This window comes from Brevundimonas balnearis, assembly GCF_042434805.1.
Lineage (GTDB): Bacteria > Pseudomonadota > Alphaproteobacteria > Caulobacterales > Caulobacteraceae > Brevundimonas > Brevundimonas balnearis.
The window spans coordinates 39,196-62,303 of the sequence record NZ_JBHLSW010000003.1 but is presented as its reverse complement, the minus strand read 5'-3'; the positions used below and the strand labels follow the sequence as shown (position 1 = coordinate 62,303).

The 23,108-nt window shown below is 70.8% G+C and carries 23 protein-coding genes; 8 read left to right on the top strand and 15 right to left on the bottom strand.

Features of this window, described 5'->3' with window-relative positions; translation table 11 throughout:
* Positions 1-29: 29 nt before the first annotated feature.
* The 7 genes from acpS to folK all read right to left on the bottom strand — a co-directional run bounded on the left by acpS (position 30) and on the right by folK (position 5,799).
* On the bottom strand, positions 30-431 hold the full coding sequence (gene acpS / locus ACFFGE_RS01280) for a holo-ACP synthase (RefSeq protein WP_376833520.1): 402 nt from the start codon (positions 429-431) through the stop codon (positions 30-32).
* A complete protein-coding gene (locus tag ACFFGE_RS01275; protein WP_376833518.1) occupies positions 428-1,174 on the bottom strand; it encodes a pyridoxine 5'-phosphate synthase in 747 nt (248 codons plus the stop codon). The genes acpS and ACFFGE_RS01275 overlap by 4 nt, the downstream gene beginning before the upstream one ends.
* Positions 1,171-1,758, bottom strand: a complete 588-nt coding sequence (gene pyrE, locus ACFFGE_RS01270) for an orotate phosphoribosyltransferase (RefSeq protein ID WP_376833516.1) — start codon at positions 1,756-1,758, stop codon at positions 1,171-1,173. Before pyrE ends, ACFFGE_RS01275 begins: the two co-directional genes overlap by 4 nt.
* A gap of 40 nt (positions 1,759-1,798) precedes the next feature.
* Positions 1,799-2,530 carry an LOG family protein gene (locus tag ACFFGE_RS01265; RefSeq protein ID WP_376835166.1) on the bottom strand — a complete coding sequence of 244 codons (732 nt, stop codon included), beginning with the start codon at positions 2,528-2,530 and terminating at the stop codon, positions 1,799-1,801.
* 37 nt (positions 2,531-2,567) lie between these two features.
* Positions 2,568-4,730: a RelA/SpoT family protein gene (locus ACFFGE_RS01260; RefSeq protein ID WP_376835164.1), complete on the bottom strand. Its 2,163-nt coding sequence runs from the start codon at positions 4,728-4,730 to the stop codon at positions 2,568-2,570.
* Between the two features lie 101 nt (positions 4,731-4,831).
* Complete coding sequence (gene rpoZ / locus ACFFGE_RS01255) at positions 4,832-5,191, bottom strand: DNA-directed RNA polymerase subunit omega (RefSeq protein WP_376833514.1); 360 nt, start codon at positions 5,189-5,191, stop codon at positions 4,832-4,834.
* A 77-nt stretch (positions 5,192-5,268) separates the two neighbouring features.
* Positions 5,269-5,799: a 2-amino-4-hydroxy-6-hydroxymethyldihydropteridine diphosphokinase gene (gene folK / locus ACFFGE_RS01250; protein ID WP_376835162.1), complete on the bottom strand. Its 531-nt coding sequence runs from the start codon at positions 5,797-5,799 to the stop codon at positions 5,269-5,271.
* 19 nt (positions 5,800-5,818) lie between these two features.
* Between folK and ACFFGE_RS01245 the strand changes: the two genes are divergently transcribed.
* The 3 genes from ACFFGE_RS01245 to ACFFGE_RS01235 all read left to right on the top strand — a co-directional run bounded on the left by ACFFGE_RS01245 (position 5,819) and on the right by ACFFGE_RS01235 (position 7,313).
* Complete coding sequence (locus ACFFGE_RS01245) at positions 5,819-6,358, top strand: LabA-like NYN domain-containing protein (RefSeq protein ID WP_376833512.1); 540 nt, start codon at positions 5,819-5,821, stop codon at positions 6,356-6,358.
* On the top strand, positions 6,355-6,993 hold the full coding sequence (locus ACFFGE_RS01240; RefSeq protein ID WP_376833510.1) for a uracil-DNA glycosylase: 639 nt from the start codon (positions 6,355-6,357) through the stop codon (positions 6,991-6,993). Before ACFFGE_RS01245 ends, ACFFGE_RS01240 begins: the two co-directional genes overlap by 4 nt.
* Before the next feature lie 164 nt (positions 6,994-7,157).
* Positions 7,158-7,313, top strand: a complete 156-nt coding sequence (locus tag ACFFGE_RS01235; RefSeq protein ID WP_376833508.1) for a hypothetical protein — start codon at positions 7,158-7,160, stop codon at positions 7,311-7,313.
* A gap of 3 nt (positions 7,314-7,316) precedes the next feature.
* On the opposite strand, the gene smpB is transcribed toward ACFFGE_RS01235, so the two are convergent.
* Both smpB and dapA read right to left on the bottom strand, forming a co-directional pair.
* The gene (smpB, locus tag ACFFGE_RS01230; protein ID WP_376835160.1) at positions 7,317-7,769 is read right to left on the bottom strand and encodes an SsrA-binding protein SmpB; all 453 of its coding nucleotides are present in this window, start codon (positions 7,767-7,769) and stop codon (positions 7,317-7,319) included.
* Between the two features lie 11 nt (positions 7,770-7,780).
* A complete protein-coding gene (dapA, locus tag ACFFGE_RS01225; protein WP_376833506.1) occupies positions 7,781-8,665 on the bottom strand; it encodes a 4-hydroxy-tetrahydrodipicolinate synthase in 885 nt (294 codons plus the stop codon).
* Between the two features lie 109 nt (positions 8,666-8,774).
* Between dapA and ACFFGE_RS01220 the strand changes: the two genes are divergently transcribed.
* The gene (locus ACFFGE_RS01220; protein WP_376833504.1) at positions 8,775-10,805 is read left to right on the top strand and encodes a lytic transglycosylase domain-containing protein; all 2,031 of its coding nucleotides are present in this window, start codon (positions 8,775-8,777) and stop codon (positions 10,803-10,805) included.
* Here ACFFGE_RS01220 and ACFFGE_RS01215 read toward each other — a convergent pair.
* The 4 genes from ACFFGE_RS01215 to ACFFGE_RS01200 are packed head-to-tail and all read right to left on the bottom strand — an operon-like array spanning position 10,793 to position 13,978.
* Positions 10,793-11,551: an ABC transporter ATP-binding protein gene (locus ACFFGE_RS01215; RefSeq protein WP_376833502.1), complete on the bottom strand. Its 759-nt coding sequence runs from the start codon at positions 11,549-11,551 to the stop codon at positions 10,793-10,795. The genes ACFFGE_RS01220 and ACFFGE_RS01215 overlap by 13 nt on opposite strands.
* Positions 11,548-12,525 (bottom strand): FecCD family ABC transporter permease, encoded by a 978-nt coding sequence (locus ACFFGE_RS01210; protein WP_376833500.1) that lies wholly within the window; start codon positions 12,523-12,525, stop codon positions 11,548-11,550. Before ACFFGE_RS01210 ends, ACFFGE_RS01215 begins: the two co-directional genes overlap by 4 nt.
* Positions 12,522-13,301: an ABC transporter substrate-binding protein gene (locus ACFFGE_RS01205; protein WP_376833498.1), complete on the bottom strand. Its 780-nt coding sequence runs from the start codon at positions 13,299-13,301 to the stop codon at positions 12,522-12,524. The genes ACFFGE_RS01210 and ACFFGE_RS01205 overlap by 4 nt, the downstream gene beginning before the upstream one ends.
* Positions 13,298-13,978 (bottom strand): TetR/AcrR family transcriptional regulator, encoded by a 681-nt coding sequence (locus tag ACFFGE_RS01200; protein WP_376833496.1) that lies wholly within the window; start codon positions 13,976-13,978, stop codon positions 13,298-13,300. Before ACFFGE_RS01200 ends, ACFFGE_RS01205 begins: the two co-directional genes overlap by 4 nt.
* A 129-nt stretch (positions 13,979-14,107) precedes the next feature.
* On the opposite strand from ACFFGE_RS01200, the gene ACFFGE_RS01195 reads away from it, so the two are divergent.
* The 3 genes from ACFFGE_RS01195 to ACFFGE_RS01185 are packed head-to-tail and all read left to right on the top strand — an operon-like array spanning position 14,108 to position 17,128.
* Entirely contained in the window at positions 14,108-15,535 is a 1,428-nt protein-coding gene (locus tag ACFFGE_RS01195; protein WP_376833494.1) for a glycosyltransferase family 2 protein, read from the top strand.
* A complete protein-coding gene (locus ACFFGE_RS01190; protein ID WP_376833492.1) occupies positions 15,444-16,334 on the top strand; it encodes a class I SAM-dependent methyltransferase in 891 nt (296 codons plus the stop codon). Before ACFFGE_RS01195 ends, ACFFGE_RS01190 begins: the two co-directional genes overlap by 92 nt.
* Positions 16,331-17,128, top strand: coding sequence for a TrmH family RNA methyltransferase (locus ACFFGE_RS01185; protein ID WP_376833490.1), 798 nt, complete (start codon positions 16,331-16,333; stop codon positions 17,126-17,128). Before ACFFGE_RS01190 ends, ACFFGE_RS01185 begins: the two co-directional genes overlap by 4 nt.
* On the opposite strand, the gene hrpB is transcribed toward ACFFGE_RS01185, so the two are convergent.
* Positions 17,125-19,551, bottom strand: a complete 2,427-nt coding sequence (gene hrpB, locus ACFFGE_RS01180; RefSeq protein WP_376833488.1) for an ATP-dependent helicase HrpB — start codon at positions 19,549-19,551, stop codon at positions 17,125-17,127. The two genes, ACFFGE_RS01185 and hrpB, sit on opposite strands and share 4 nt — an antisense overlap.
* Before the next feature lie 172 nt (positions 19,552-19,723).
* Positions 19,724-21,157, bottom strand: a complete 1,434-nt coding sequence (locus ACFFGE_RS01175) for a sodium-dependent transporter (RefSeq protein ID WP_376833486.1) — start codon at positions 21,155-21,157, stop codon at positions 19,724-19,726.
* A 278-nt stretch (positions 21,158-21,435) separates the two neighbouring features.
* Here ACFFGE_RS01175 and ACFFGE_RS01170 point away from each other — a divergent pair, with 278 nt between their 5' ends.
* Positions 21,436-23,094: an amino acid permease gene (locus tag ACFFGE_RS01170; RefSeq protein ID WP_376833484.1), complete on the top strand. Its 1,659-nt coding sequence runs from the start codon at positions 21,436-21,438 to the stop codon at positions 23,092-23,094.
* Positions 23,095-23,108: the final 14 nt, after the last annotated feature.

Genomic DNA, 23,108 nt, shown 5'->3' with positions numbered 1-23,108 from the left:
TCGTTCGTGCTCCGAGCGGTATAGCCTGATCATGACACCGGCAAGGCTTCAATCACCACGAAGGCGAGCGCATAGGGGTGCTCGTCCGACAGCGTCAGGTGAATGCGCGGCGCATGGCCGGGCGGCGTCAGCCGCGCCAGATGCTCGGCCGCGTGGCCGGTCAGATGCAGGGTGGGCTGCCCGCTCGGCAGGTTCACCACGCCCATGTCGCGCCAGTAGACGTCGCGCCGCATGCCGGTGCCCAAGGCCTTGGCGCAGGCCTCCTTGGCCGCGAACCGCTTGGCGTAGGACCAGCTCGCGTCGGGCTTGCGGTCGGACCGGGTCCGTTCGAGCTCGGTGAAGCAGCGCCGCTTGAACCGGTCGCCGAACCGCTCCAGCGACGCCTCGATCCGCCGGATGTCGGTCATGTCGGCGCCGACGCCGATGATCATGCCGGAGCCTTGGCCGCGTCCATGGCGGCGCGCATGCGGGCGATCGCCTCGCCCAGGCCGATGAACACCGCCTCCCCGATCAGGAAGTGGCCGATGTTCAGCTCCACGATCTCAGGGATCCGCAGCATCTCGGCGGCGGTGACGTAGTCCAGCCCGTGGCCCGCATGGACCTCCAGCCCCAGGATCGAGGCTTGGGAGGCCGCGGCGGCCAGCCGTTCGAACTCCACGGCGCGCAGGCCGGGCGACAGGTGGCAATAGCGGCCGGTGTGCAGCTCCACGACCTTGGCCCCGACGGCCGCGGCGGCCTCGACCTGGGCTTCCGCGGGCTCGATGAACAGCGAGACGCGCGACCCGGCCTCGGACAGGGCCTTCACATAGGGTGCGATGTCAGCCTCGCGCCCGGCGACGGCCAGACCGCCCTCGGTCGTGACCTCCTCGCGTCGCTCCGGCACGATGCAGGCGGCGTGCGGCCGGTGACGCAGCGCGATGGCCAGCATCTCCTCGGTCAGCGCCATCTCCAGGTTCAGCGGCTTGCCCGCTTCCCGGCAGAGAACCGACAGGGCCTCGATGTCGGTGTCGGTGATGTGGCGGCGATCCTCGCGCAGGTGGGCCGTGATGCCGTCGGCCCCCGCCTCGAGCGCCTGTCGCGCCGCGCGGACCGGGTCCGGGTGCGCGCCGCCCCGGGCGTTGCGCACGGTGGCCACGTGGTCGATGTTGACGCCCAGACGAACGCGACGGGTCATGCCTTGGCGAGCCTCCGGCTGCCCGGATCCTCGACCGGCAGCGCCGCCAGCTCCGGCGGCAGGGCGTCGGCCGGATAGGCCGGCACGTCGAGGGTCGCCAGGGCGATCAGCGGCACGCCGACGTCGGCCCGCCCGCCCGAGCGGTCGACGATGCAAGCCGCCGCGATCACCTTTCCCCCGGCCTTGCGGATCGCGTCAATGCACTCGCGCGAGCTCAGGCCTGTGGTGACGATGTCCTCGACCATCACGATCCGCTCGCCCGGTTCGATGTGGAAGCCCCGCCTCAGCCGGAACTCGCCGCCCTCGCGCTCGACGTACATGGAGCGGACGCCCAGATGACGCGCCGTCTCATAGCCGGGAATGATGCCCCCGACCGCCGGGGAGATGGCGGCGTCCGGCCGTCCCACCGCCGCCACGACCTTGTCCGCCAGCGCCTTGCACAGCCGCTCGCAGCGGGCGGCGTCCATGAACACCAGGTTCTTTTGCAGGAACACCGGGCTGTGCAGGCCGGAGGAGAGCACGAAGTGGCCTTCGCGCAGGGCGCCGGCGGCGCGGAACTCGGCGAGAACGTCTTCAGAGGTCATGGCGTGGCCATACTCCCTCGCCCGCGTCGGTTGAAGAGCGTCAGGTGATCTCATGGTCCGGCCGCACGCCCTTGGCCTGCAGCTTCTCCCAGGCGTCCTCGGCCGTCTCGGCGAAACAGAACAGGTCGAGGTCCTTCGGGCTGACCATGCCGTGCTTCACGAAGCCGTCGAATTTGATCACCTCGCGCCAGTAGGCCTCGTCGAAGAGGCATACCGGAATCGGCGGCGCCTTGCCGGTCTGGCGCAGGGTCAGGATCTCGAACAGCTCGTCCAGGGTTCCGAAACCGCCGGGGAACACCACCAGGGCGTTGGCCCGCATCGCCAGGTGCATCTTGCGCATCGCGAAGTAGTGGAAGCGGAAGGTCAGCTCCGGCGTCGAGAAGGCGTTGGGCTCCTGCTCGTGCGGCAGGGTGATGTTGAACCCGACTGAAGGCGCCCCGATGTCCGCGGCGCCCCGGTTCGCCGCCTCCATGATCCCGGGACCGCCGCCGGTGGCGATGACGTTGTCGCGCGGCCGGCCGTGCAGCGCCCCGCCCTTCAGCGAGACCAGCCGCCCCAAGGCGCGCGCCTCGCGGTACCAGCGCCCATGCTCGCCCTCGCCGTCCTCCCGCACGCGGGCGCTGCCGAAGACGACGATGGTGGAGCGCACGCCCCAGGCCCTGAGCGCCTCCTCGGCCTTGGCGTACTCCATCAGGAAGCGCACGCCGCGCATGGAGTCGCCGAGCAGGAAGTCCTGATCCAGCGCCGCCAGCCGATAGGACGGCGACGCCATCTGCGCCGCGTTCGGCCCTTCTTCGGTCAACTCGCGCTCACTCACCCTTGGCGCGCTCGACGGTGTCGATGGAGGGGTTGGCGCGAAGCGCCGCGATGATCGCGGTCGCGTGCTTCAGGTCGGTCACCTCGATGTCCAGGTCGACATCGAAGAAGTCCTGCTGCCGGTGCGACAGGGCCAGGTTCAGAATGTTGCCGCCGGCCTCGCCGATGATGGTCGCGACCTGACCCAGCACGCCGGGCGCGTTCTTCATCGTGGCCTTCAGGCGGGTCACCGCCAATGCGCCCTGTTCGGCCTGGGCGGTCCACTGCAGGTCCTGCCAGACCGAGTCGTCGTCGGCGAAGTCGGCGAGCTTCTGACAATCGATCGTGTGCACGGTCAGGCCCTGACCGGGCTCCAGAATGCCGACGATCCGATCCCCGGGCAGCGGCGAGCAACAGGCCCCGAAATGCACCGACACGCCCGGCGTCAGGCCTCCGCCGCGCACGAACAGGCGGGCGGAGTCGTCGGCGATCTTCTTGCGGCCGACGCCGGCGCTCTTCACCGTGCCCTTCAGGCTGGGGAACAGGGTCTCGACCACCTTGGCGGGCGGCACCTGGCCGCGCCCGACGGCCTCGAACAGATCCTCGTCGGACGCGATGGCCAGGGTCTCCAGCGCCGGCTTCAGCGCGACGTCCTTCAACGCCTTGTCCACCCGCGCCAGGGTCTGTTCCAGCGCCGCCCTGCCAAGCTTCTGGAACTCCGAGCGTTCCGACGTCCGGATGTGCCGGCGGATCGCCGACCGGGCGCGGCCCGTCACCGTCAGCGAGCGCCAGTCCGACGGCACGTCCCGCTTGGCCCCGCGGATGATCTCCACCACGTCGCCGTTCTGGAGCCGCGTGCGCATCGGCTTCAGCTCGCCGTTGATCTTCACGCCCACCGCGCTGTCGCCGACCTCGGTGTGGACCGCGTAGGCGAAGTCCAGCGCCATCGCGCCGCGCGGCAGGGTGATCAGCCGTCCCTTCGGGGTGAAGACGAAGACCTGATCCAGGTACATCTCGAGCTTGGCGTGCTCGACCCAGTCCTCCCCGCCCTCCCCGTGCTCGATCACCTGAACGAGGTGGCGCAGGTTCTGCAGCGGATCGCGGCCGCCGTCCCGCTCCATCTGCTCGCGGTCGAAGCCGTAGGACTGGTTCTTGTAGCGCCAGTGGGCCGCCACCCCATCCTCGGCGACCCGGTCCATCGCCTCGGTGCGGATCTGCATCTCGATCCGCAGGCCGCCGGGGCCGACCACCGTCGTGTGCAGCGAGCGGTAGTTGTTCGACTTGGGCGTGGAGATGAAGTCCTTGAACCGCTCCGGCACCATCGGCCAGGCCCGGTGCACCACCCCAAGCGCGCGATAACAGTCGTCCTCGGCCTGAACGATCACGCGGAAGCCGTAGATGTCGGCGAGCGACGAGAAGCCGACCGACTTCCTCTGCAGCTTGCGCCAGATCGAATAGGGCGTCTTCTCGCGGCCGAACACCCGTGCGGGAATGCCGGCTTCCGACAGCACCCGCTCGATGTCGCGCGCGACCACGTCGACGGCGCGGCCGTGCTCAAGGCTCAGCGCCTCCAGCCGCCGGGCGATGGCGTCGCGCGCGGTGGGGTTCAGGTGCTCGAAGGCCAGCTCCTCCAGCTCCGAGGCGATGGAGTGGATGCCGATCGAACGGCCCAGCGGCGCGTAAACCTCCAGCGTTTCGCGGCTGATGCGCTCGCGCTTCTCCGGCTTGACGTACTGGAGGGTGCGCATGTTGTGCAGGCGGTCGGCCAGCTTGACCAGCAGCACTCGCACGTCTCGGCTGATCGCCAGGATGAACTTGCGCAGGTTCTCGGCCTGGCGGGTGTGCTCGGCCTGGAGCTCCAGCCGGCTGAGCTTCGTCACCCCCTCGACCAGCTCCGCGATCTCGTCGCCGAACATCTCGGCGATGTCGGCCTTGGTGGCGGAGGTGTCCTCGACCACGTCGTGCAGCAGGGCCGTGCAGATGGTCGCCGTGTCCAGGCGATAGTCGGTCAGGATGCCGGCGACCTGGATCGGGTGCGCGAAGTAGGGATCGCCCGAGGCCCGCAGCTGCGAACCGTGCATCTTCATCGCATAGACGTAGGCGCGGTTCAGCAACGCCTCGTCGGCCGTCGGGTCATAGGCCCGGACCGCCTCGATCAGCTCGAACTGACGCAGGATCGGAGCGCCGGTTCCCGATCGGGACCCGGGCGCGGGCTTGGGCGGCGAGGACTTCGAGGGCCGCGCCGGAAGAACGGTGACGCCGGGGACTGGCTCCGCCGTCAGTAGCGCTCCTCCTGGCCGCCGTCGCGATCGGACTGAAGCGCCCGGATCAGCTCCTGCTCGGCCATGTTCATGTGCTGGGGCTCGGCCAGCAGGGCCACGGTCTCGGCCTCGTCCTCGGCCTCGGTGCGCTCATCCACGCGCTGCAGCGTGGTGATCAGGTTCTCCGACAGCTCGTCCGGCTTGACCGTGTCGTCGGCGAGTTCGCGCAGCGCCACGACCGGGTTCTTGTCGTTGTCGCGATCGATGGTCAGAGGCGCGCCGTTGGCGATGTTGCGGGCGCGGTGACCGGCCAGCAGCACGAGGCCAAAGCGGTTCGGAACCTTCTCGATGCAGTCTTCGACAGTGACGCGGGCCATGGAGTCCTCGGAACGGGGGGAGAACAGAGAAAGATAAAGGGTTCGGACCGATTGTGCAACGCCGCGAAGCCTGGAGTTCAGCCGATCGGGCGCGCGTCCCTGGCAACCGGAGCCTGCTCCGAGAGACTCAGCGCGGCGACATCGAGCGTGGGATGCCGCCAATCCGGCGCGATCTCCGCCAGCGGGCCCATCACGAACAGACGCTCGGCCGCGCGTGGGTGGGGTAGGATCAGGCCGTCGAGGTCGCCGGTCAGCCGCCCATAGGCGATCAGATCGAGGTCCAGCGTCCTGGGCGCGTTCAGCCCGCGCCGCTCCCGTCCCATCGCGTCCTCGATCCGGCCCAGCGTCGCCATCAGCGCATGCGGGTCCAGCGCCGTGCGGACGATGACGACCCCGTTCACGAAGGGCGGATCATCCGGGTCCGGCCAGGCGGCCGAACGCCACCAGCGGGACCGGCGCAGCACGTCGATCCCCTCGGCCCGGAAGCGCGCCAGCGCCGCCTCCAGCGCCTCGACGCAGTCGCTCCACACCCCCTTGTCATTGCAGCCGAGAGCGATCACCACGGCCGCGTCGAGATCGAGGGGCTCGTCGCCCCCGGCCACGCCCATCCTTGAAGGATTTTCGGCCATGCATTTTTACCCGAACGACCGCGTCGCCGTGTTCATCGACGGCGCGAACCTCTACTCGGCCGCCAAGAGTCTGGCGGCGGAGCTGGACTTCAAGCGGATGATCGAGGTGTTCCGCGAGCGGGCCCGGCTCGTGCGCGCATACTACTACACCGCGATCGTGGAGGGCGAGGAGTACTCGCCCGTCCGCCCGCTTGTCGATTTCCTCGACTACAACGGCTTCACCGTGGTGACGAAGCCGATGAAGCGCTTCACCGACGCCCAGGGCCAGACCCGGTCCAAAGGCAACATGGACATCGAGATCGCCGTGAACATGCTGTCGCTGGCGCCCCAGCTGGATCACGCGGTGCTGTTCTCCGGCGACGGCGATTTCCGCCGCCTGGTCGAGGCGCTGCAGGACAAGGGCGTGCGCGTCACCGTCGTCTCGACGCTGAAGAGCCAGCCGCCCCAGATCGCAGATGAGCTCCGGCGGCAGGCGGACGCCTTCATCGACCTCGCCGACCTGCTCGACCTGTTCGGGCGCCAGCGGGCCGGCGCATGACGCCGGAGGCCCCGCGCGACTGCCCCCTCTGCCCCCGGCTGGTCGCCTATCGTCAGGAGAACGCGGCGAAGGCGCCGACCTGGTTCAACGGCGCGGCGCCCTCCTTCGGCGACCCGGAGGCGCGCCTGCTGGTCGTCGGCCTGGCGCCCGGACGCACCGGCGCGAACCGGACGGGCCGGCCCTTCACAGGCGACCACGCGGGCTGGCTGCTCTACGAGACCCTGCTGGCCACGGGCTTCGCGCGGGGCCGCTACGACGCCCGGCCCGACGACGGGCTGGAGCTGGTCGACTGCATGATCACCAACGCCGTCCGCTGCGCCCCGCCCGGCAACAAGCCGCTGCCGGTCGAGGAGGCGACCTGCCGCCCCTTCCTGACCGCCCGGCTGTCGGCCCTGCCGCGGCTGAAGGTGATCGTGACCCTCGGCGACGTCTCCCGCCGGAACGTGCTGAAGGCGCTCGGCCTGCCCGGCTCGGCGGCGCCGTCAGGCCACGGCGCGGAGGCGGAGGTCGGCGGCTGTGCGCTGTTGAACAGCTATCACTGCTCCCGGCTGAACACGAACACCGGACGTCTGACGCCCCAGATGTTCCGGCAGGTGTTCGAGCGGGCCCGCGACCTGATCGCCTCCCGGCCTTAACCCTTCCGTCCGGCGTTTCGTGGCGTTCGCGCCACAGGCGAAATCGAGACTCGGTGGTATCTTCGGGTGGTCGGGAACGGGCCGGCTGGACCGGCGTTGGAGCCGACATGGAGGGGACCATGTCTCGTCGTTCGTCGAGCGCCTTTTCGCCCACGGAGCGGAAGATGGCGCTGTATGCCCTGGTCATCGCGACCGTCATCGCCGCCTACGGCGCCTTCCTCGCGCGGGAGTTCATGGCCCCGCCGCTTGGGCAGTGGAGCAGCGGCTTCGCGCCGGCGGAAGCGCCCGGCGTGATCGACGCCCGTCCGATCACGGGCTGACGCTCAGCCCAGATCCTTCATCAGGCGCGCCTTGTCGCGCTGCCAGTCGCGTTCGGCCGAGGCCTCGCGCTTGTCGTGCAGCTTCTTGCCCTTGGCCAGCGCGATCTCCAGCTTCGCCCGCCCGGCCTCGTTGATGTAGAGCTTGGTCGGCACGATGGTGCGGCCGTCGCGCTGGACCGCCCCGATGAAGCGGTCGATCTGGCGCCGGTGCAGCAAAAGCTTCCGGGGCCGCCTCGGCTCGTGGTTGAAGCGGTTGGCCTGCTTATAGGGCGGGATGTCGGCGTTGATCAGGACGATCTCGCGCCCCTCCACGGCCGCATAGGATTCCGCGATATTGGCGCGGCCGTCACGCAGCGCCTTGATCTCGGTCCCGGTCAGCTGGATGCCGGCTTCGGTGAAGTCCTCAAGGAAGTAGTCGAACCGCGCCCGGCGGTTCTCCGCGATGATCCGGGCCATACCCTCGGCCATCAGAGCAGACCGGCTTCGGCCATCGCGGCGTCGATCGCGGGCCGCACAGCCGTGGCGCACGGCGTGATCGGCAGCCGCGTCTCCTCGGCGCACTGGCCCAGGCGCGACAGGGCGTATTTGGCGGGCGCCGGAGAGGCGTCGAGGAACAGGGCCTTGTGAAGCGCGATCAGCCGCTCCTGCCACACGCCGGCGGCCTCGCGGTCGCAGGCCATGACCGCCTCGTAAAGCGCCACCATCGCCTCGGGCGCCACATTGGACGTCACCGAGATCACTCCGTGGCCGCCCTGGGCGACATAGCCGGGGAAACTGGGGTCGTCGCCCGAGATCAGGTCGAAGTCGCCCTCGACCCGCGCCCGCATCCAGCTGACGCGGCCGAGGTCGCCGGTCGCGTCCTTGATTCCCACGACATTGGGGTGGGCGGCCAGGGCGGCGACCGTCTCGTTGGCCAGATCCACGCCGGTTCGGCCGGGCACGTTGTAGAGCACCAGCGGAAGCTCCACCGCGTCGGCGATGGCGCGGAAGTGCGCCTCGAGCCCCGACTGCGACGGCCGGTTGTAGTAGGGGGTGACGACCAGAGCGCCGTCGGCGCCCACCGTCTTCGCGTGGCGGGTCATCTCGAGCGCCTGGGCCGTCGAGGGCGAACCGCAGCCGGCGATCACCCGCACGCGCCCGGCGGCGACCCGCACGCACGCCTCGACCACCCGCTGACGCTCCTCCAGCGTCAGGGTCGCGCTCTCGCCGGTGGTCCCCACCGGGACCAGCCCATGCACGCCGGCCGCGATCTGGCGCTCCACCAGACCCTCGAAGGCGGCGAAGTCCACGTTTCCGTCACGAAAGGGTGTGATCAGGGCGGTGATGACGCCCTTGAACAGTCGAGCCGGCATTGAGATGAACGGACCTGGCGCAAGGGGCGACGGCCGCCCCGATGAGGGCGCGAAAGTTAGGCGCCGCAGGGGCCGCCTGCAACAGGGTTGAATGGGGTTCGCACAAGGCATGACGATCACGACGCTCGCGGCGGCCATCGCGCTCCTGGCCCCGGCCCCCGACTTCGCGCCCAACGCGGCCCAGACGCCCTATGCGGCCCAGTCGGGTTATCAGACCCGCGTCCTGTCCGACGCCGACGCCGCCCTGTTCCGCCAGGGCCTGGAGGCCGCCCGCGCCCGCGACGTCGCCCGGACCCAGTCCGTGATCGCCCAGATCGGCGATCCGACCGCGCGCAAGCTTGTCCTGTGGGCGCTGATCGACACGTCGGGTCCGCAACTGACGCTCGGCGAGCTGGTCGCCGCCCGCCGCGACATGGCGTCCTGGCCGAGATCCGAGTCCCGCAACGCGGCGGCCGAGGCCGCATTGGAGATGGCCTATCCGGACGCCCAGACCGTCCTCGCCTTCTTCGGCGGGGCCCAGCCCGAGACGGCGCAGGGCGCGATCGCTCTGGCGGGCGCCCTGGAACAGACCGGTCGGACGGCCGAGGCCCAGGCGCTGGTCCGGGACTGGTGGCGCAACCGCTCCTTCGAGGAGGCGCAGCAGACCCGCATCCTGACCCGCTGGGGCCCCTGGCTGACCCAGGCCGATCACGAGGCGCGGCTGAACATGCTGCTGCTCGGCCCGCACGGCCCGGCCACCCGCGCCATGGTCGATCTGGTGTCGCCCGAGCGTCAGGCGGTCGCCAACGCCGTGATCGGTCTTCGTGGGGCCTATCAGCCCGACGCCTTCGTCGCCAACCTGACCCCCGCCCAGGCGGCCGACCCGGCCGTGGCGCTGGAGCGGGTGCGGCTGCTGCGCGCCGCCGACCGCGAGAGCGAAGGCTTCGCCCTGCTCGCCGCCCTGCCCTCGGCCCCCAGCCACGACGAGGGCCAGGACACCCTGTGGACCGAGCGGCGCAACTACTTCATCGACGCCCTGGCGCTACGGAACTGGCGGGCCGCCTATGACGCCATGGCCGGTCACGGCTTCCCCGGCGGCGAACGCAAGGTGGACGCGGAGTTCTTCGCCGGCTGGGTCGCCCTGACCAAGCTCAACGATCCTGTGCGCGCGGCGCAGCACTTCGAGACCCTGCGCCAGTCCTCCCAGACCCCCATCACCCAGGGTCGCGCCCTCTACTGGCTGGGCCGCGCCGCCGAGGCCCAGGGCGACGCCTCGGGCGCCCAGGCCTGGTACGCCCAGGGCGCCCGGCACATTCAGAGCTTCTACGGCCAGCTGGCCGCCGAGAAGGCCGGCGTCACGACCCTGACCCTGCCTCCGGAAGTTCAGGTCACCGGCGCGGATCAGGCCCGCTTCGAGGCCAACGAGCTCGTTCGCGCCACCCGCATCCTGGGCGAGACCGGCGAGATGTCGCTGTATCGCGTGTTCGCCTACGAGCTGGACAACCAGCTGACCGAGGCCGCTGACTTCGCCCAGCTGATCGACATGACACGCGGTTACGGCGACTGGTTCGCCTCCATGATGGTCGGCCGCGCCGCGAGTCAGGCGGGCTTCATCCTGCCCGAGCGGCAGTATCCCATCCGCATCCCGGAGCAGCGTCCGGGCTCGGCCACCCTGCCCTTCACGCTCGCCATCACGCGCCAGGAGTCCAGCTTCGACCCGCGCGTCGTGTCGTCGGCCGGCGCGCGCGGCATGATGCAGTTCCTGCCGTCCACCGCCTCGGGCGTCGCCCGGCGCCTGGGCATGCCCTATTCGGCCGATCGCCTGTTCGACGCCGACTACAACATGACGCTGGGCAGCTATCACCTGGGCGAGCTGATGAGCCAGTTCGGCGGCTCCATGCTGCTGACGGCGGTCGGCTACAACGCCGGCCCGGCCCGCCCGCCCCAGTGGATCGCCCGCTGCGGCGACCCGCGCGGCGAGGTCGACCCCATCGACTTCATCGAGTGCGCGCCCTTCACCGAGACGCGCAACTACATGATGCGGGTGATGGAGAACCACGCCATCTACAAGGCCCGCCTGAACGGCGGCTCGGCGCCGCTGACGCCCTCGGCCGACATCGCCATGGGCGCGGCGGCGGGCCCCCGGCCCTACACGCCCTGAGCGGGTTCGACGGCGAGCACCGGGCCTGAAACGCCCTCGAACCACACCCCCGACAGGCCGAAGACGGCCCTGAGGACGTCCGCCGACAGGGCCTGTGGCGGCGCGCCGTCCGCGACCTTGCGGCCGTTCGCCAGCACGACGATCCGGTCGGCGTGGCGCGCCGCCAGAGACAGGTCGTGAAGGGTCGCGACGACCGCCCGCCCACCTCCCGCCCGCTCGCGCAGCCGACGCATGACCAGGTGCTGCACGTCCGGATCCAGCCCCGCCACGGGCTCGTCGGCCAGCAGCAGATCCGCATCGGTCGCGAGCGCCCGCGCGATGACGACCCGCGCCCGCTCGCCGCCCGACATCTCCGCGACCCCGCGGTCCGCGAGATGTCCGGCCTCCACCAGGTCCAGCGCCGCCCGTCCCCGCGCCAACCCGGCCTCGCCGGACAGGAAGGGCGCGCCGAGCGCCGCCAGCTCGACCGCCGGGACATTCCAGGCGAGGCGCCGCTCCTGGGGCAGATAGGCCAGTCGTTCGGCCAGCTGTCGCGGGCTCATCTCGCGGAGATCACGATCGGCGACGGTGATGCGACCCTCGGCTGGAAGAAGGCCGAGCGCCGCCCGCAGCAGGCTGGTCTTGCCCGCGCCGTTGGGGCCGCAGACGCAGACGAACTCTCCGGTCGCGATGTCCAGATCAACGCCGTCCAGCACCCGGCGCCCCGCGAGTTCGGCGAAGACCTTGTCCAGAGCGAGCAGGGTCACAGCCGCCACTCCCGCGCAGCGCGCCAGGCGATCAGGGCGAACAGCGGCGCGCCGATGAGGGCGGTGATCACGCCCAGCCTCAGCTCCTGCTCCGTCGGCACGCGCCTCGCCAGGATATCGGCGAGCGTCAGGATCAGCGCGCCCGCCAGGGCGGAGGGAAGAAGGACCCGGCCCGGATCGCCTCGGACCAGGGTGCGGACCAGATGCGGCGCCGCGAGGCCGACGAAGCCGATCACGCCCGCCGCCGCCGTCGCCCCGCCGGCCGCCAGCGCGGTCGCCGCCAGGGCCGCCAGCCGCAGCCGGCGCATCGGCAGCCCCGAGGTCTGCGCCGTCTCTTCGCCCAGCGTCAGCATGCGAAGCCCGGGCGCCGCCCTGGCCGCGAGCAGGGCCGCCCCCGCCAGCGGCGCGCCGACCCAGACCACGTCCCACCAGCTGCGGTTCTGAACGCCTCCCAGCAGCCAGTTCATGACCTCCTGCGTCGCGATCGGCGTGGGCGACAGGTTGAAGATCAAGGCCGTGAGGGCCCCGGCGAAGCTGGACAGGGCCACGCCGAAAAGGATCAGCGCTTCGGGCGACCTGAGCCGCGACGCCGCCGCGATCAACGCCGCGCCCGCACCCAGGGCGCCGACCAGGGCCGCCCCCTCCACGACGCCGGGGATCAAGGCCAGACCCAGCACGATGGCGAAGGCCGCGGCGGTCGCCGATACGGCCGACACGCCCAGCACGCCCGGATCCGCCAGGGGGTTTCGCAGCAGGCCCTGCATCACCGCGCCCGCCAGGCCCAGCGCTCCGCCGACCAGCGCCGCGCAGACGGTCCTCGGCGCCCGCACCTCCCATACGACGAGCCAGGGCGAAGAGCCCGGCGCGCCTAGGGCCTCGCGCCACTGCGCCGCCGTCAGATCGACCTCGCCGACCACGATCGACACGACGCTCGCGACGGCCAGCAGGCCGCCGATCCAGATCGCGGGCTTCATCGCGCGCCGCTCAGCCCAGGCAGGGCGTCGGCCGCGAACCACGCCGGGCAGGTCAGGGTCGAGGCCGGCGGCCGGGCGACGGGCCGATCTTTCGCCAGTCGCGCCACGATCGGATGGCGACCGACCCCGCGCCAGTCGGCGCGCGCGCGATCGAAGAAGCCCAGCACCAGCATCGCCGGCGGCGTCAGCACGAGGCGTTCCAGACCGACAGGCCTGAAACCGGGCTCCTTCTCGGCGTTCGAGAGGCCAGCGGCCTTCAGGAGCGCGTCAACGAAGGTGCCGCGCCCCGCCGTGTAGCCTCCGGCCGTCAGATAGAGCGCATCGGGCCGTGGCTGGTCGCGGGCGATCTGGGCGGTCCGCAGGTCGAACCGCGCAGCCTCGCGCGCGGCGGCGTCCTCGCGGTCCAGCGCCCGACCGACCTCGATCAGGGTGGTCCGCGCCTCCTGAAGATCGCTCACGTCGGGGATGTCGACGATCCGGGCGCCGTCGGCCCGAAGCGCCGCGATGAGCCGGGGATCGCCGCCCCAGGTGCGCACCACCACGTCAGGCCGAAACATCAGGGCGCGCTCCAGCGAGCCCCGCGCCTGCCGATGGCCGCTCGCCGCCCGACGGTGATGGGAATCGTCGTCATCGGCGCGGGGCGTCAGCATGAGCTCCGCATCGGGCGCCAGCGCCAGAACATACTGATCGGCGCAGCTGTCCAGCGACAGGATGCGTTCCGCCGACGCTTCGGTCGCCCAAAGGCTGCACGCCACCGCCAGCGCGAGGCGGATCACGGCCGGATCAGACCCCGGTTCAAGGTCGACAGCAGGCTGGCGATGAGCCGGTCACGATCCGCCCATTCGAAATAGGGCTTGGTGATCATCAGCGACGCCAGACCATGCACCGACGCCCACAGCACCTGGGCGATCACCTTGGGATCGTCCTCGAGCCGACGGCTGGCGGCGACGCGACCCACCTCCGCCTCGAAGGCGCGATAAAGCTCGGTGCCGAGCTCCGACGCCGTCGCCTCCGCGCCGCCGCGCGCCTCGGCCGGTCGCGTCAGATAGACCAGCCGGTAGGCGTCGGGGTTCTCGAAGGCGAAATCCAGATAGGCCCGCAGCATGCCCATCAGCCGGGACTCGGGCTCCGGCCCCTCGCTGCGGATCGCCGCGTTCGCCTCGATCAGGCGGCTGAAGGCCGAGCGGCAGATCTCGACGAGAATCTCGTCCTTCTCGCGGAAGTGCATGTAGAGCGCCGTGGAAGACAGGCCCACCTCGTCGGCGATCTTGCGGATCGTCGCGCCCTCATAGCCGTGCTCCACGAAGATTCGCTCCGCGGCGGCGAGAATCTCCGCCCGCCGCTCGTGGCCTTCGCCCCTCGCCTTTCGACGCACCGCCACGCCCAATCGAAGCACTCCGCTGTCCGCTCCGTCGGTGCATACGCCCTCGATGTCCCAGCGCCAACCTTGCACGTGGCCGGACGGCTCGCCTTTATGCGCTCGGGAGGGCTGATGGCGGAAAAGGCTGGAGCCGGTCGGTCTGCGGACGCGACGGGCCTCGACAGTGCGCGCTTCCGCGGCCTCACAGCCGATCAAGGGGTCGTGGCCGCGGTCGCGCTGGCGAGCCTGGTCGCCGGCCTCGTGCTCGATCCAGCGCTGGTCTGGGCGGCGGTGATCTGGGCCGGATGGACCTTCTTCAGCTGCACCGGCGTTCTCCGCGCCGCGGCCGCCGGCCTGTCCACGAAGCCGTCGCCCGAAGGACCGCCTCTGAAGCGCTGGCCTCGCTACACGGTGGTGGTCCCGCTGCGGGGCGAGGCGGAGGTCGTCGCCTCGCTGATCGCCCGACTGGATGACATCGACTACCCCCGACATCGGCTCCAGGGCCTGATCGTCGTCGAGCCCGACGATCCGGAGACCGTGACGGCGGCGATCGTGGCGCGGCGCCCGGCCTGGCTCAGGGTGCTGGCGGCCCCGCCGGGGTCGCCCAGGACCAAGCCCCGCGCCCTCAACGTCGCGCTCCAGGAGGCGACCGGCGAATTCATCACGGTGTTCGACGCCGAGGACGATCCTGATCCGCTCCAGCTCAAGGAGGCTGCGTCCCGCTTCGCGGCCGAGGATCGTCGGCTGGCCTGTCTGCAGGCGCCCCTGCGCATCCGCACCGCCCGCCGCGGCCGGGGCGACAGCTTCGTGCACGCCCAGTTCGCGGCGGAGTACGCCGCGCTGTTCCATGTCCTTTTGCCCGCGCTCGCCCGGCTCGGCTGGCCCTTTCCGCTGGGAGGCACCAGCAATCACTTCCGCACCGAGGTGCTGCGCGCGGTGGGCGGCTGGGACGCCTGGAACGTGACCGAGGACGCGGACCTCGGCTTTCGTCTCTGGAGACACGGCTATCGGCTGGGCATGCTCAACCGGCCCACCTACGAGCCCCCGCCGGCCGAATTCGCCCAGTGGCTTCCGCAGCGAACGCGGTGGCTGAAGGGGCATCTCCAGACCTGGGGCGTCCACATGCGCCGGCCCTGGCGTCTCGGCTGGCGCGGCTTCCTCGCCTTGCAGCTCACGCTCGGGCAAAGCCTCCTCGCCGCCGCCATTCATGCGGTCTCCGCCGGATGGGTGCTCAGCCTCCTGCTGCTCTGGGGCGGGACGGGCCTGCCGCCCCTCGCCCCCGTCCCGGCGGTGGTCACGCTCCTGATCGGATGCGCCAGCGCCTGGCTCCTGTGCGCCATCGGCTCCGCCCGCGCCGGCCTGCCCTACCCCTGGTCGACCGTGCTGCTGGGGCCGGTCTACTGGATGCTCCAGTCGCTGGCGCTGGGTCACGCGGTCGTGCGCCTGGTTCGCGACCCCTTCGCCTGGGACAAGACCCACCATGGCCTGTCGGACATTCAGGTGCATGGAAAGCCGCTCGCTCTGGACGCCGCCGCCGGGAGCGGCCAAAGGCCTGCCGATGCCCCTGCTGTCCCCCGCGCCGGAAACGCTCGTCACGTCCCCGTGGCCCGACTACGCCCTGCTCGACAGCGGCGCCGGCAGAAAACTTGAGCGCTACGGCCGCTTCACCGTCGTACGCCCGGAGCCCCAGTGCTTCTGGTCGCCGCGCGACCCCGCCGCCTTCGACCGAGCCGACGCCGTCTTCGACCCGACCGACGAGGACGAGGCCGGCCGCTGGCGCTTCTCGGGCAAGCCGGTCGAGGCGTTTCCGCTCAGCTGGGGGCAGGTCCGCTTCACCGGCCGCTTCACGCCGTTCCGACACCTCGCCTTCTTTCCGGAGCAGGCCGCCAACTGGGCTTGGATGACCGAACGCGCCGCGCGAAGGCCGGGCCTCAAGGTGCTGAACCTGTTCGGCTATACCGGCGTCGCCAGCCTGGCGCTCGCCGCCGCCGGGGCCGAGGTCACCCACGTCGACGCCTCCAAGAAGTCCGTGGCCTGGGCGCGGGAGAACGCCGAGCTGTCGAAACTGTCGGACCGTCCCGTCCGCTGGATCGTCGAGGACGCCCGCAAGTACGTGGCGCGCGAGGTGCGCCGGGGCAGCCGCTACCACGGAGTCGTTCTCGATCCTCCCAAGTACGGGCGCGGGCCGACCGGAGAGGTCTGGCGGCTGTTCGAGGACCTGCCGGGCCTGCTCGCCGATTGCGCCGCCTTGCTAGCGGACGACGCCGATTTCCTGCTGCTCAACGCCTACGCGGCGCGCATCTCGGGCCTTTCGCTGGCCCATCTGATGGCCGAGAAGATCGGCGCCCGCCCCGGCCGCATCGACTGGGGCGAACTGGCGCTGCAGGAGGACGGCCGCGATCCCCGCGCCATCGGTCTGAGCTTCTTCGCCCGCTGGAGCGCCGGATGACCGACCGCGCCATCACCTCCCTGACCAACGACACCGTCAAGGCGGTGCGCGCCCTGCACATGCGAAAGGAGCGCGAGGCGACCGGCCGGTTCCTGGCGGAAGGGCTGAAGTTCATCGGCGAGGCCCTGGACCAGGACCGCGCGCCCCGACTGCTGCTGGTGGGCCAGGACGCCCGGCCGCATCCGATCCTGGAACGCGCCAGGAACGCGACCCGCGAGGCGGGCGGCGAGGTCGTGATCGTCACCCACGCGATCCTGGAAAAGATCAGCCGGCGCGACAATCCGCAGACGGTGCTGGGCGTCTTCGATCAGGCCTTCACCCCGCTTGAGGCGCTCGAGCCCAGGTCGGCGCCGTGCTGGGTCGCGCTGGAGCAGGTCCGCGACCCGGGCAATCTGGGCACCATCATCCGCACCGCCGACGCGGCCGGTTGTGGCGGCGTCATCCTGATCGGCGACTGCGTGGACCCTTTTTCGGTGGAGGCGGTGCGCGCCACCATGGGCTCGGTCTTCGCGGTGTCGATTACGAAGGCCAGCGTCGAAGAGTTCCTGACCTGGCGGGCGAGATGGGCCGGCTCGGTCATCGGCACGCGGCTGGATGCGACGGTGGATCACCGCGCCGCGGCCCGGACCCGTCCGGCGCTGATCCTGATGGGCAATGAACAGGCGGGCCTGACCGACCGCCTGGCGGCCGCCTGCGACGTCAATGTGAAGATCCCCATGCGCGGCCGGGCCGACAGCCTGAACCTCGCCGTCGCCACGGGCATCATGGTCTACGCCGCGACCGAGGGTCTTTAGCTCCCGCGCGGCTTGGCCCGGGTCGTGGCCGCCGCCGAGGCCGGGTCCTCGGGCCAGGGGTGCTTCGGATAGCGCCCGCGCATCTCGGCGCGAACCTCCTTCCACGACCCTTTCCAGAAGCCCGGCAGGTCCTTGGTCAGCTGGATCGGCCGGCGCGCCGGCGACAGCAGCGCCAGCGTCAGCGGAACCCCGGCGACCGTCGGATGGGTGGTGACGCCGAACAGCTCCTGCACCCGAATGTCCACGCGGGGCCCGCCCTCGGCGGCGTAGTCGATGGCCGCCGAGCCCAAGGGCGTCTCCAGCCGCGCCGGCGCCAGTCGATCCAGATCGCGCATCTTGTCCCAGGGAATCAGCGCCTTGAGACCCTGTTCCAGGGCGGCGTCAGAGATCGCCTCCAGCCCGTGCACCGTCTCCAGCAGCGGCCAGAGCCAGGTCTCGCGAGCCTCGAACAGCGCCCTGTCCGACACGTCGGGCCAACTGGCGTCCAGTCCGTGCAGGAAGCCCAGCCGGGCCCGCAGCGTCCCCGCCCGTTCGCCGAACCGCACGTCCTTGAGACCGCGCCGGACCACCTCGTCGCAGAGCGCCTGTGTGATCCGCGCCCGATCCGGCGCGCCCAGCGCCTTCTCCTCCAGGACCAGCGCCCCGATCTTTCGCACCCGGCGAAGCTCCAGCCGCCCGCCGGGCGTGCGCGTCAGTCGGTCCTCGACCTCCGCCCGATCGGCGATCACGGCCGGATCGAGCGGCGCGGCCAGCCGGATGCGGTCGCCCGCGTCCCCGCCCGACAGCTCGGCCACCGCCAGCCAGGGCTCCCGCGCCAGCCGGTCTGTGGGATCCAGGAATGCGCCGCGCCCCGACGCCAGCAGCACCTCGCCCGGCTTGCCCCGCGCCCGCGCGATCCGCTCGGGGAAGGCCGCCGCGATCAGCGCGCCCGGATCGGCCTTGCCGCCCGTCCCGCCCCCGGCCGCCCTGGCCCAGCGGTCGGCCAGCTTCAGCGCGTCGCGGGCGCGGGGGGCGCCGTCCCTGACGAACTGGGTCAGCCGCTCGGCGACGTCGGTCGAGGTCCCCCCGAGCCCCGGCTCGCTCAGGATCGCCGCCAGCCGCGCGCCGCCCAGGGCGTCCCCGGCGTCGGACGCGGTCGCGACCAGATGCGCTAGGCGCGGCCCCAGCGGGATGGCCGCCAGTCTCCGACCGTGGCCGGTCAGTCGTCCCTCCCCGTCCAGCGCCCCCAGCCGGCCCAGCACCGCGCGCGCCTCGGAGAAGGCCCCCCTCGGCGGCGGGTCCAGCAGCGCCAGCCCGTCCGCCGTCGCCGCCCCCCATCGCGCGAGGTCCAGCGCCAGTCCGGTCAGGTCCGCTTCGGCGATCTCCGGCGGCTGGTGCGGGATCAGGCCCCGCGTCTGTTCCTCGTCCCAGAGGCGGTAGCAGACCCCTGGCTCGGTGCGCCCGGCCCGACCTCGTCTCTGCTCCGCCGAGGACCGGCTGACTCGCACCGTGGCCAGTCGCGTCAGGCCGCTGGACGGCTCGAAGCGCGGCACGCGCGACAGGCCGCCGTCGATCACCACCCGCACGCCCTGGATCGTCAGGCTGGTCTCGGCCACCGAGGTCGCCAGCACCACCTTGCGGCGTCCCGGCGGCGCCGGCTCGATGGCCCGATCCTGTTCGGCCTTGTCGAGCGCGCCGAACAGCGGCGCGATCTCCACCGCCGGATCGCGAATCCGCTCCGACAGCAGTCGCGCCGTGCGATGAATCTCGGCCTGCCCCGGCAGGAAGGCGAGAATCGAGCCGGTCTCCTCCGCCAGGGCCGTCTGGATCGCCCGCGCCACCGCCGCTTCGAATCGCTCGGCCGGGTCGCGTCCCAGGTAGCGGGTCCGCACCGGAAACATCCGGCCCTCGGCCTCGACGACCGGCGGGCCCTCCAGCAGCTTCGCCACGCCCGCGACATCCAGCGTCGCCGACATCACGAGGATGCGCAGATCGTCCCGCAACGCCGCCTGGCTATCCAGGGCGAGCGCCAGGCCCAGGTCGGCATCCAGGCTCCGTTCGTGAAACTCGTCGAACAGCACCGCGCCGACGCCCTCCAGCCCCGGGTCGTCCAGGATCATTCGGGTGAAGACCCCCTCGGTGATCACCTCGATACGGGTCGCGGGGCCGATCCGGCTCTGCAGCCGGGTGCGGTAGCCGACGCGCTCGCCGGGACGCTCGCCCAGGGTCGCCGCCATACGCTCGGCCGCCGCCCGCGCGGCCAGCCGGCGGGGCTCGAGCACCAGGACCTTGGCGTCCCTCAGCCAGGGGCGGTCCAGCAACGCGAGTGGGACGACGGTCGTCTTGCCCGCACCGGGCGGCGCCGCCAGCACCGCTCGGGTCGACGCATCCAGCGCGGCAAGAAGCTCCGGCAGGACCGAATGGATGGGCAGATCGGGGCTCACCGACGGGTCTCTAGAGCCTGATCGACTTAAGTGGAATCGCTTCGCGATTCCACTTGGGTCGTGGATCAGGCTCTCATTCAAGGCTGGACCGAAATCTGAGCCCAGTTGGACCTGCGTCCAACTGAACCGATTTCGGTCTAGCGGGCGGCCCGCGAACCGGAAGCCCCGCGGCTCAGCCCAGAATCTGCGGGAACAGGCCCAGCACCAGGATCGCCGTCACCGCCAGGGGACACAGCCAGGCGATCAGGAACCGCCAGGCCGCCAGCCCGGCTCCCGACAGGCCGGTCTCCGCGTCGACGAGCTTCCGGTCCGCCACCCAGCCGATGAAGACGGCTGTGATCAGTCCTGACAGCGGCAGCAGCAGACGCCCGGTCACACCGTCGATGGCGTCGAACCAATTGGCGTTCTCGAACCCGGGCACGAAGGGGATCGGCCTCTGGTCCGCCAAGAGGTTGAACGACAGCGCCGACAACAGCCCGACGAGAAACACCAGAACACCCACACCGACCGACGCCATCACGCGTGAGGCCCCGAACTTCTCGGTGATCCAGCCGACCGAGATCTCCAGCAGGGACACCGACGAGGTCAGGGCCGCGAAGAAGGCAAGCACGAAGAAGGCCAGCCCGACCAGCGCCCCGCCCGGCATGACGTGGAACGCGGCCGGCAGGGTCTGGAACATCAGGGTGGGGCCCGCGTCCGGGGATAGGCCGACGCTGAACACGATCGGGAAGATCGCCAGGCCCGCGATGATCGCCACGCCGGTGTCGGCGAAGGCGATGACGCCGGATGTCTGGCCGAGGTTCGTGTCCCGCGAGGCATAGGCTCCGTAGGCGATCATGGCGCCGCCGCCGAGGCTGAGAGAGAAGAACGCCTGACCCAGCGCCGAGCTGAGCACCGCCGGATTCAGCGCGCGTTCGAAGTCCGGGGTGAACAGGAAGGTCGCCGCCGCCGCGAAGTCGCCCGTCAGCGCCGCATAGACGGTGATCCCGATCAGCAGAAGGAAGAACGCCGGCATCAGCCAGGTAGCGGCCTTTTCGATGCCGCCTTTGACCCCGCGCGCTACGATCCACACCGTGGTGGCGACGAAGGCGAGTTGGAGCCCGACCAGTAGGGCCGGATCGGCGAACAGGGTGGGCATGATCTCTCGGATCTGATCGGTCGAGCGCTCCGCGAAGGCCCCCCTCAGCGGCTCGCCCGCCGACGCGGCGCCGACGAGGTCGGCACCGCTGACGCCGATGAAGTAAACAACCCAGCCGGCGACCACGCAGTAGAATGTCAGGATCGCGGTGTTGGCGATCAGGCCGATGACCGCCATCAGGCTCCACGCCGGGCTGGCCCGCGACTGGCGCGCCAACTGCACGGCGCTGCCGATCGTCGATTTCTGTCCGTGGCGACCGATCAGGCTTTCAGCCAGCAGCAGCGGCAGGGCGATCAGCACGACGCACAGCACGTACAGCATCACAAAGGCGCCGCCGCCGTTGTTTCCCGCCTCGGTCGGGAATCGCCACAGGTTGCCCAGGCCGACGGCGGATCCCGTCGCCGCCAAGATGAAGGCCGCCTTCGACGACCATTGCGCACGTCCTGCTGTCGATGTCGGCCCGGCCATATCGTTTCCCCTCGGCGGTCGCACGAGCCGTCGGATCGCGGCCGCATCCTAGTTCTCTTGGCGCGATCCTAAAGGACTTCCGGCGGTCCAGGCCACCCCTCGCCGGCAAGACGCCGCCGGGTCGGGGCGCCTTGCCGGCCACACATACGGTCACAGTTTCGTCGTGTGGATTTTATCGCTCTGCAATCCGATTGCGCGGCGCCCGGCGCGCGTCTAGCGTCCGCGCGCTTGGAGGCCGCCCGGGAGGGGTCGGTCGCGTACTACAGGGGCGAGACTCTATGTCCGCAGAAGGCCTTAGGCCCAAGGGGAACCGACTGTTCCTCAGAAAATCCATCGCGCAGATCCAGAAAGAGGCCGCCAAGAGCGAGCTGAAGCGGACGCTGGGCCCCATCAACCTCATGAGCCTGGGCATCGGCGCCATCATCGGCGCCGGCATCTTCGTCCTGACCGGCCAGGTGGCGTCGGCCAACGCCGGCCCCGCGATCATGCTGTCCTTCGTGGTCGCGGGCATCGCCTGCGCCCTGGCCGGCCTGTGCTACGCCGAGCTGGCCTCGACCATGCCCGTGTCCGGTTCAGCCTACACCTATGCGTACGGCACGCTGGGTGAGGTTTTCGCCTGGATCATGGGCTGGCTGCTGGTTCTCGAATACGGCGTGGCGGCCTCGACGGTCGCCGTCGGCTGGTCGGGCTATGTCGTCTCGATCCTGTCGGACTTCGGGATAAGTCAGCAGATCTTCCCGACGATCCAGTACGCGGGCGGCGAAGGTCCCCAGTGGGCCACGCCGCTGGTGCAGCTCGTGCAGGAGGCGGGCGCGACCAGCTTCCCGGCCACAGGCACCTTCAACCTGGTCGCCGCCATCGGAATCGCCGCGGTTTGCGGCCTGCTGGTGCTGGGCGTCTCGGAGTCGGCGAACATCAACAACGCGATCGTCGTCATCAAGATCGTCGTCCTGCTGACCTTCATCGCCGTGGGGATCACCTATGTGAACCCGGCCAACTGGACGCCCTTCATCCCGGAGAACCAGGGGCCAGGCCAGTTCGGCGTCGAGGGCATCTTCCGCGGCGCGGCCATCATCTTCTTCGCCTACGTCGGCTTCGAGGCGGTCTCCACCGCCGCGGCCGAGGCGAAGAACCCGTCCAAGGACGTGCCCATCGGCATCCTGGGCGCGCTCTTCGTCTGCACCCTGATCTACATGGCCGTCGCGGCCGTCATGACCGGCGTGGTGCCCTACCTGGAGCTGGCGTCGCCGGCGCCGATCGCCGTCGCGATCGACCGGATGGGGCTGGAATGGGCCGACACCGGCATCATCACGCCGGACGGCAGCCCGCTGAACCTGATCAGCTTCCTGATCAAGATCGGCGCCATCACCGGCCTGTCCTCCGTGATGCTCGTCCTGTGCTACGGCCAGACCCGCGTCTTCTACACGATGGCGCGCGACGGGCTGCTGCCCAAGGCCTTCGCCGTCGTTCACCCGCGCTTCCGCACCCCCTGGATCGGCACCATCGTCCTGGGCATCCTGATCGCCGTCGCGGCGGCCTTCCTGCCCATCTCGATCCTGGGCGACCTGGTGTCGCTGGGCACGGCGACAGCCTTCTCGATCGTCTGCCTCAGCGTCATCGTGCTGCGTGTGCGCCACCCGGAGATGCCGCGCCCGTTCCGCGTGCCTGGCGGCATCCCGACGGCGGTGGCCGGCATCGCGGCGTGCCTGTTCCTCGCCTACAACAACCTCGTGCCGATGTTCCAGCACGCGGCCGAGGACAATCCCCTGCCGCTGATGCTGCTCGGCGGCTACGCCGCCATCGGCGCCGTGCTCTACGCCGCCTACGGCTTCTGGCATTCGAAGCTGGCGAAGGGCATCGACATCACCGACGACAGCGCCCTGGCGACGCCCGGTCAGGCGCTGGGCGGACACGTGGACAACGTCAAGGAAGACTGAGGCGCATCCATAGC

Bases quoted from the DNA above. Each gene is read 5' to 3' on its own strand.
- ACFFGE_RS01220 (WP_376833504.1), top strand. From the start codon at position 8,775: ATGACGATCACGACGCTCGCGGCGGCCATCGCGCTCCTGGCCCCGGCC.
- ACFFGE_RS01235 (WP_376833508.1), top strand. From the start codon at position 7,158: ATGGCGCTGTATGCCCTGGTCATCGCGACCGTCATCGCCGCCTACGGC.
- ACFFGE_RS01245 (WP_376833512.1), top strand. From the start codon at position 5,819: ATGCATTTTTACCCGAACGACCGCGTCGCCGTGTTCATCGACGGCGCG.
- ACFFGE_RS01240 (WP_376833510.1), top strand. From the start codon at position 6,355: ATGACGCCGGAGGCCCCGCGCGACTGCCCCCTCTGCCCCCGGCTGGTC.
- dapA (WP_376833506.1), bottom strand. From the start codon at position 8,665: ATGCCGGCTCGACTGTTCAAGGGCGTCATCACCGCCCTGATCACACCC.
- ACFFGE_RS01275 (WP_376833518.1), bottom strand. From the start codon at position 1,174: ATGACCCGTCGCGTTCGTCTGGGCGTCAACATCGACCACGTGGCCACC.
- ACFFGE_RS01210 (WP_376833500.1), bottom strand. From the start codon at position 12,525: ATGAAGCCCGCGATCTGGATCGGCGGCCTGCTGGCCGTCGCGAGCGTC.
- smpB (WP_376835160.1), bottom strand. From the start codon at position 7,769: ATGGCCCGGATCATCGCGGAGAACCGCCGGGCGCGGTTCGACTACTTC.
- folK (WP_376835162.1), bottom strand. From the start codon at position 5,799: ATGGGCGTGGCCGGGGGCGACGAGCCCCTCGATCTCGACGCGGCCGTG.
- ACFFGE_RS01265 (WP_376835166.1), bottom strand. From the start codon at position 2,530: ATGGCGTCGCCGTCCTATCGGCTGGCGGCGCTGGATCAGGACTTCCTG.
- pyrE (WP_376833516.1), bottom strand. From the start codon at position 1,758: ATGACCTCTGAAGACGTTCTCGCCGAGTTCCGCGCCGCCGGCGCCCTG.
- ACFFGE_RS01175 (WP_376833486.1), bottom strand. From the start codon at position 21,157: ATGGCCGGGCCGACATCGACAGCAGGACGTGCGCAATGGTCGTCGAAG.
- ACFFGE_RS01170 (WP_376833484.1), top strand. From the start codon at position 21,436: ATGTCCGCAGAAGGCCTTAGGCCCAAGGGGAACCGACTGTTCCTCAGA.
- ACFFGE_RS01190 (WP_376833492.1), top strand. From the start codon at position 15,444: ATGCCCCTGCTGTCCCCCGCGCCGGAAACGCTCGTCACGTCCCCGTGG.
- acpS (WP_376833520.1), bottom strand. From the start codon at position 431: ATGATCATCGGCGTCGGCGCCGACATGACCGACATCCGGCGGATCGAG.
- rpoZ (WP_376833514.1), bottom strand. From the start codon at position 5,191: ATGGCCCGCGTCACTGTCGAAGACTGCATCGAGAAGGTTCCGAACCGC.
- ACFFGE_RS01185 (WP_376833490.1), top strand. From the start codon at position 16,331: ATGACCGACCGCGCCATCACCTCCCTGACCAACGACACCGTCAAGGCG.